We start from the raw sequence: 7,374 nt of genomic DNA, 5'->3' as shown, positions 1-7,374 counted from the left end.
TTCCATGGCCTTCTGGATCTACGTTGTGCCCCCGCTGGCCGGGCTGGTGATCGGCTATTTCACCAACGACATTGCCATCAAAATGCTGTTCCGGCCCTACCGCCCCTATCGGGTTTTCGGCTGGCGCATCCCCTTCACCCCCGGTTTGATCCCGCAGAACCAACCCCGTCTGGCCAAGCAGATCGCCAAGACCATCATGGGATCCCTGCTCACGCCGGAGGAACTGCACAATCTGGCCCGCAAGCTGCTGCAAACCGAGCGCATGCAAGCAGGGATCCGCTGGCTGCTGGGGGTAGCCCTGGATCGGCTGCAAAACCCTGAGCAACAGCAGCAAACTGCTCAGGTGTTGGCGCGCATTTTAGCCGACCTGTTTAACGAGTCGTTGCCCCGCCTGGTGAAGGTGCTTGCCCGCCAAGAAACCTTTTTGGAAGGGCCGATTAACCAACTGTTCGACCAAGTGTTGCTGGAGCTGCGCCTCAGCAGCGAGCAGGCTAAGCAGCTCTCGGAGTGGATCCTGAAGCAGGCGCTGCCCCCAAAGGTGTTGCGGCAGAACTTGGTGGACTTTCTCACCGATCGCAACATCGAATCCCTTGACGAGGAGTTTCGTGAACGAGCGACCGGCTCCTACTGGGTGGTGGCCAACTTGTTCGGCCTGAAAAATGCCCTGTTGCGCCTGCGCACCTATTGTCTAGAAGAGCCGGAAGGGGCAGAAGCCATCTTGGAAGATCTGCTCAAAGACATCAACGCCTCCCGCCGCCTGACCGAGATCCTGCAGAACCTCTCGCTGCAAAACCTGCCGGTTTCCGCCGTGCGTCAGTTGCGCCGTGCCCTCCGCGACGGGATCCAAGATTACCTGCGCAGCCAAGGGCCAGAGGTTATCAAAGGGCTGGGGGAGACCATCGATTGGGAAAAAGTGGCCAGCCTGGTGTTGGGACGCCTGCGCAACTCCAAGGCGTTGATCACCTCCATCGATCAGATCAGCGCCGACCTGGCTTTGGTCTTGGAGCGCTACCTAGAACGGGATCTCGAATCCCTGATGATGCAGGTGATCCCGGTGTTGAACCTGGATCAGGTCATTGCCGATAAAGTCAACGCCACCTCCCCTGCCGACCTGGAGCAGGCCATCCAGCAGATTGTGCGCCAAGAACTCCAGGCCATCGTCAACTTAGGCGGCCTCCTCGGCTTTTTGGTGGGCTGTGTGCAGGTGCTGTTCTTGCTGGGCTGACGAGTTTGGGTTGGGCTTTGACTTTGGCTATGATATGAGAATGCGATTAACAATTCTCCACACTTCGGATCTCCATGCCAATCTACATCCCTGGAACTACTTCACCGGGATCCCTGCGGAGCACGGTTTAGCCAAGCTGGCCACCCTCATCAAGCGCGTGCGAGCAGCCAGTGAGGATCCCGTCCTGCTCATCGACAGCGGCGACACCATTCAGGGATCCCCCTTGGGCACCTACTATGCGCAGGTGGAGCGCGTCTCTCCCCACCCCTTGGCCCATGCCCTCAACGCCCTAGGCTACGACGCCTTTACCCCTGGCAACCACGACTTTAACTTTGGGCTGCAAGTTCTCCAGGATTTTATCGGCGATCTCCGCTGTCCGGTGCTCTGCGCCAACATCCTCCGCCAGAATGGGGATCCCCTCTTCCAGCCCTACCTGATCCGGGAATTGGCCGGGGTTCGCGTTGGCTTGCTAGGGCTGACCACCCCCCGCATCGACACCTGGGAGCGACCCGACTACATTGCGGGGCTGCGCTTTGCCCCCTTGTTGGAGACCGCCCGACACTACCTATCGCTGCTGCGACCTCAGGTGGATGTTTTGATCTTGATCCTGCACAGCGGCCCCAACCAATTGCCCCCCCTGCGCACCCCTGAGCATTGGCACAACCCAGATCGCTCCGGCTGGTGCAGCAACAAAAGCCTGGCAGGGGAAAACGAACTGTTGGCCCTGGCCGAACTGGACGGCATTGACGTCATCCTCTCCGGCCATACCCACCAGACCATCGCCGGTCTGGGGGGATCCCCAGCTCTAGTGGTGCAGCCCGGCTATTGGGGCAGCCACCTCTCCCAGGTATCCCTGGAGCTGGAGCGCCAGGGCAGCCGCTGGCAAATCATCAGCAAAAGCGCACAGCTCCTCTCCGCCGAAGGGATCCCTCCCGATCCCGAACTCTTGGCCTTGACAGAGCCCTATCATCAAGCCACCCTGCGCTACATCCGTCAGCCCATTGGCCAAGCCCGTTCTGCCTATAGCGGCGGTCTGGCAGCCCGTCTGGGGGCCAACCCTCTGGCAGAGCTGCTCCATCAGGCCCAATTGCAAGCAGTGCGGGAGGCAGGATTCCCCGCAGAGCTCTCCCTGGTCAACATCTGCAGCAGCGCCGGCCTGTCAGCAGGCCCCATCTCCCTGCAAGATGCCTACAGCCTCACCGTCTACGACAACACCCTCTGCGTTTTGGAGATCACCGGAGATATTCTGCGGCGCGCCCTGGAACAGACTGCCGGCTATTTTCGCCAGTTGGATCCCAATCACCTTCCCGCCGATCCTGCTGCCGTCGTGGCCCCCGAAGCCCGCGGCTACACCTTCGACCTCTACCACGGCATCGACTACTGCTTCGATCTCACCCGCCCCGTAGGAAAGCGCCTGGTGACCTTACAATTCCGCGGACAGCCGGTGGAACCAGCACAGACCTTTCGCCTGGCCATTAACCACTACCGAGCCGGCGGCGGCGGCGGTTACAGCATGTTCCAAGAAGCCCAAACCCTGTGGATCTCAGCCGATAGCATCCGCGACTTTCTGGTCTACTATATTCACACCCACTCCCCCATTCAACCCATCTACAGCCCCAACTGGCGCCTAATCCCCGACTTGGCCAAGATCTACTTCCCCGATTGCCTGGGCCGGCCACGGGAACATCTGCTGGTCGGCTAGGAAAGAAAAGATATTGACTTCAACTGGCTGAAAGAGAACCCGGTAGAATACGATCAACACAGAGCCTGGTTTGGCTGAGTGCAGCGGCGGTTTTGAAACTGCCAAACTGGGGATATCCGAGTCACTGCTCATTGCTAACACTTGCCGACATCGCCCATGACTGCCGAAGAGAAGCAACCGATGGCCCCAGAAGATACCTATCCTGAACTACAGGAAGAAGAGATCGACGTAGAGGCAGAGCTGGAGAAGCTGATTTTGGAAGATAGCGAAGCAGAAGCCGGTACCTCCTCCGGAGAAACCGCAGCTGAGCCTTCTCCAGATCCCGGTGAAGCTCTCAAGCAGCTCCAGCACGAGTTGGAAGTTGTCCGCCAGCAACTCAAAGAGAAAGAAGACGCCTACCTGCGCCTCTACGCCGATTTTGAAAACTACCGGCGGCGTACCCAGCGGGAAAAAGAAGAGTTCAGCCAAAAAGAACGGCAGAAATTTGTGCTGGAGATCTTGCCTGTTGTGGACAGCTTTGAGCGGGCTCAGCAGCAGCTGAAGCTGGAAACCGACCGCGAGCGGGAGTTGCACAACAGCTACCAGAGCGTCTACCGCCTGCTGGTGGAATGCCTGAAGAAGATGGGCGTCTCCCGCATGAAATCGGTGGGCCAGCCCTTCGACCCCAACCTGCACGAAGCCATAGCCCGTCAGCCCAGCCCAGACTATCCCGAGGATGTGGTAGCCATCGAATATCAGCCGGGTTACAAGTTGGGGGACTTGGTGATCCGTCATGCCATGGTGGCCGTCTCGGCGGGCAGCCCCAGCTCTGAACCATCCCCCCCAGCCCAAGCCACCATCGAAGCTGGTCCGGAAAACACGCCCGCCTCTCCCCAAAACCCCCAACCTTCCTAGCCAAACTTGCTCACTTGAACCTTGACAAACAGAGCCAGAGCAGTCTCAGAAACGCTACAGTAAAGCTACGGAGACGAAAGCAACGTCTGAAGGTTTCTGCGGGATTCTGGGCAGAATGCTTTTAAGATCCGTGGAATTGCGTTCTTGAGTTGAGACTTGGCGCACGGGAAGAGGGGGCTATGGGTAAAGTCATCGGGATTGACCTGGGAACCACCAACAGTTGCGTGGCGGTTTTGGAAGGTGGTCAGCCCGTTGTGATCACCAACGCCGAGGGAGGGCGCACCACCCCCAGCATTGTCGGCTTCGCCAAGAACAACACCCGCTTGGTGGGCCAACTGGCCAAGCGCCAGGCGGTTACCAATGCCGAAAACACCATCTTCAGCATCAAACGCTTCATTGGCCGCACCTTTGCCGAGACCGAAGATGAGCGGAGGCGGGTTCCCTACAAAGTCATCCCCGGTCGAGACAACATGGTGGAAGTGGCGGTGCAAGATCGCGCCTACACTCCGCAGGAGATCTCCGCCATGATCCTGCAAAAGCTGAAGGCCGATGCGGAGGCCTATCTGGGGGAGCCGGTGACCCAAGCCGTGATCACCGTTCCCGCCTATTTTACCGATGCCCAGCGGCAGGCCACCAAAGATGCGGGCACCATTGCCGGCCTGGAGGTGCTGCGCATCATCAACGAGCCGACAGCAGCCGCCCTGGCCTATGGCCTAGACAAACAAGATCAAGACCTACGCATTCTGGTTTTCGATTTGGGTGGCGGCACCTTCGATGTCTCGGTGCTGCAACTGGGCAGCGGCGTGTTTGAGGTGCAAGCGACTGCCGGCAACAACCACCTGGGGGGGGATGATTTCGACCAAAGAATTGTCGATTGGCTCATCCGTCAGTTTTTGGAGACGGAAGGGATCGACCTCTCGCGGGATCGCATGGCCCTGCAGCGGATGCGGGAGGCTGCTGAGAAGGCCAAAATTGAGCTGTCCAGCACCCAGGTTACACTCATTAACCTGCCTTTTATCACCGCCGACGATTCGGGGCCCAAGCACCTGGAAGTGGAGCTGACCCGCGGCAAGTTTGAGGAGTTGGTGCGGGATCTGGTGGAGGCCACCGTGGAGCCTACAGAACAGGCGCTGCGGGATGCTGGCCTCTCCCCTGCAGACATCGACCGCGTGCTGCTGGTGGGCGGCTCTACTCGTATTCCCGCTGTCCAGGAGAAAATTCGGCAAATCTTCAAAAAAAACCCAGATCGCTCCGTCAACCCGGACGAGGCGGTGGCCCTTGGCGCTGCCATCCAGGCAGGCGTGGTGGGTGGAGAAGTGAAAGATCTACTGCTGCTGGACGTGATCCCTCTCTCGATTGGGGTGGAAACGCTGGGGGGAGTCTTCACCCGCATCATCGAGCGCAACACCACCATTCCCACCAGTAAAACCCAGATTTTCTCCACTGCCACCGATGGCCAGAGTGTGGTGGAGATTCACGTCCTGCAGGGAGAGCGGGCCATGGCCAAAGACAACAAAACCTTGGGCCGCTTTCAGCTGACCGGGATCCCGCCGGCTCCCCGTGGGGTGCCCCAGATCGAGGTTTCTTTTGACATCGATGCCAACGGGATCTTGAAAGTCTCGGCTCGGGAAAAGGGGACAGGAATCGAGCAGAGCGTCAAGATCACCAACAACGGTGGCTTGAGCAGCAGCGAGATCGAGCGAATGCGTCGGGAAGCGGAGGCCTATGCCGAAGAAGATCAGCGCCGGCGGCAGTTGGTGGAAGCCCGCAACCAGTCGGACAGCCTGCTCTACAACTACGACAAAACCCTGCAGGAGCATGGCAATCGTCTCAGCGAAGCTCGAATCCAGCGGGGGGCTCAAGTGGCGGGCACATTGAGGGCATTGCTGGCAAATGATAACGTAGACTTAGCAACTTTACGGAACGCAATGGAAGAACTGCGGGCTGTCCTGCTGGAGATGGGTAGCGAGATCTATGGAGCTCGCTGAGGATTCTAGGCAACTGCTTGCTCTCCCCCAGCTCCGGTGCCTTGTAGGTCTGCTTCGGTTGTGCTGCCTGACAAGTTGCATCTCAAGTGTGTCTGATGTTTTGATCTTTAACCTCTTCTGAAGCGCTTCTATGGCTCGCGACTACTATGAAATCTTGGGGGTTAGCCGCGATAGCTCCAAAGAGGAGATCAAGCGCGCCTATCGACGGTTGGCTCGTAAGTACCACCCGGATGTCAACAAGGAGCCAGGCGCCGAGGAGCGCTTCAAAGAGATCAACCGTGCCTATGAGGTGCTCTCTGATAATGAGCTGAAAGCCCGCTACGATCGCTTTGGAGAAGCGGGTTTGAGTGGAGCTGCTGCGGCAGCAAGTGGATTCCAGGATTTTGCGGGGATGGGTGGCTTTGCCGACATTTTCGAGAGCTTTTTCACCAACTTTGCAGGGGCAGGAGCCAGCTATGCCCGCAGTCGCCAGGGGCCGGTACGGGGCGATGATCTGCGCTTTGACCTAAAACTGGAGTTTCTGGAAGCCATCTTCGGCGGCGAAAAGCAGATTCGCATCAGCCACTTGGAAGTCTGCAACGTCTGTGGAGGCAGCGGGGCTAAGCCCGGTACGGAGGTGAAAACTTGCCCCACCTGCGGGGGCGGTGGTCAGGTGCGACGGGCAACCCGCACGCCGTTCGGCAACTTCACTCAGGTCTCGGTTTGTCCCACCTGTGGTGGCAGCGGTCAGGTGTTGGAAGAGCCCTGCTACAACTGCAATGGCGAGGGCTTGGCCCAAACCACGAAGAAACTGCGCATCAACATCCCAGCCGGCGTGGATAGTGGCACCCGTTTGCGGGTTTCTGGGGAAGGCGATGCCGGTCGGCGCGGTGGCCCGCCCGGGGATCTCTACGTCTACCTGTTTGTGGAACCGGATCCCGACTTCCAGCGAGATGGCCTGACCATTCTCTCGGAGGTGCGGGTGAGCTATTTGCAGGCCATCTTGGGGGCCAAGGTCTCTGTGCCCACCGTGGACTCGAAAGCCGGCCTGGAGGAGGAGGTGGAGCTGACCATCCCAGCCGGATCCCAGCCGGGTACAGTGCTGACCCTGGAGGGCAAGGGGGTACCTCGCATTGGCAACCCGATGTCTCGGGGCGACCACCAAATCACCTTGGTGGTGGAGATCCCCACCCGCATCAGCTCAGAAGAGCGGGAATTGCTCATGCGCCTGGCTGAGCTGCACGGAGAACGCATCAACAAGCGGGATGGTTTCTTGGGCGGGTTGTTGCGGGGGCTGGCCCAGATGCCTGGCAACCGGGAGCGTGAGGAAGAATGACTGCAGAGGCTGTTTCGTCGGAAGAGGTCAAGTTTATCCTTGACCAGCGCGGGATCCCTTGCCCACTTAACTACGTGCGGGCGAAGCTGCGCCTGGAGCGCATGGCTCCTGGAGAACTGCTGGAGCTGTGGCTGGATGCGGGAGAACCTCTGGAGCAGGTGCCCAACAGTCTAGCCATGGCCGGGCATCGGATTGAGGGACAGGCAGCTTCCCCCGAAGGCCATTACATTCTCTGGGTGCGTCGCGGCAC

The 7,374-nt window shown here is 59.2% G+C and carries 6 protein-coding genes; all 6 read left to right on the top strand.

What is annotated here, in order from left to right; translation table 11 throughout:
* Positions 1-4 precede the first annotated feature (4 nt).
* Positions 5-1,225 carry a DUF445 domain-containing protein gene (locus tag NW820_RS07730; RefSeq protein ID WP_011434466.1) on the top strand — a complete coding sequence of 407 codons (1,221 nt, stop codon included), beginning with the start codon at positions 5-7 and terminating at the stop codon, positions 1,223-1,225.
* A 40-nt stretch (positions 1,226-1,265) separates the two neighbouring features.
* A complete protein-coding gene (locus tag NW820_RS07725) occupies positions 1,266-2,927 on the top strand; it encodes a bifunctional metallophosphatase/5'-nucleotidase (RefSeq protein ID WP_414344009.1) in 1,662 nt (553 codons plus the stop codon).
* Positions 2,928-3,083: 156 nt separating this feature from the next.
* The gene (gene grpE / locus NW820_RS07720; RefSeq protein ID WP_414407151.1) at positions 3,084-3,821 is read left to right on the top strand and encodes a nucleotide exchange factor GrpE; all 738 of its coding nucleotides are present in this window, start codon (positions 3,084-3,086) and stop codon (positions 3,819-3,821) included.
* A 179-nt stretch (positions 3,822-4,000) separates the two neighbouring features.
* Positions 4,001-5,809: a molecular chaperone DnaK gene (gene dnaK, locus NW820_RS07715; protein WP_414329166.1), complete on the top strand. Its 1,809-nt coding sequence runs from the start codon at positions 4,001-4,003 to the stop codon at positions 5,807-5,809.
* A gap of 130 nt (positions 5,810-5,939) precedes the next feature.
* Positions 5,940-7,124 (top strand): molecular chaperone DnaJ, encoded by a 1,185-nt coding sequence (gene dnaJ / locus NW820_RS07710; RefSeq protein ID WP_414329167.1) that lies wholly within the window; start codon positions 5,940-5,942, stop codon positions 7,122-7,124.
* A partial coding sequence (locus NW820_RS07705; RefSeq protein WP_414407150.1) for a sulfurtransferase TusA family protein occupies positions 7,121-7,374 on the top strand: 254 nt, incomplete at its 3' end. The genes dnaJ and NW820_RS07705, both read left to right, overlap by 4 nt.

Origin of the sequence: Synechococcus sp. R55.7, assembly GCF_047461955.1 — a bacterium.
Lineage (GTDB): Bacteria > Cyanobacteriota > Cyanobacteriia > Thermostichales > Thermostichaceae > Thermostichus.
This window is presented reverse-complemented; position numbering and strand designations above follow the sequence as displayed.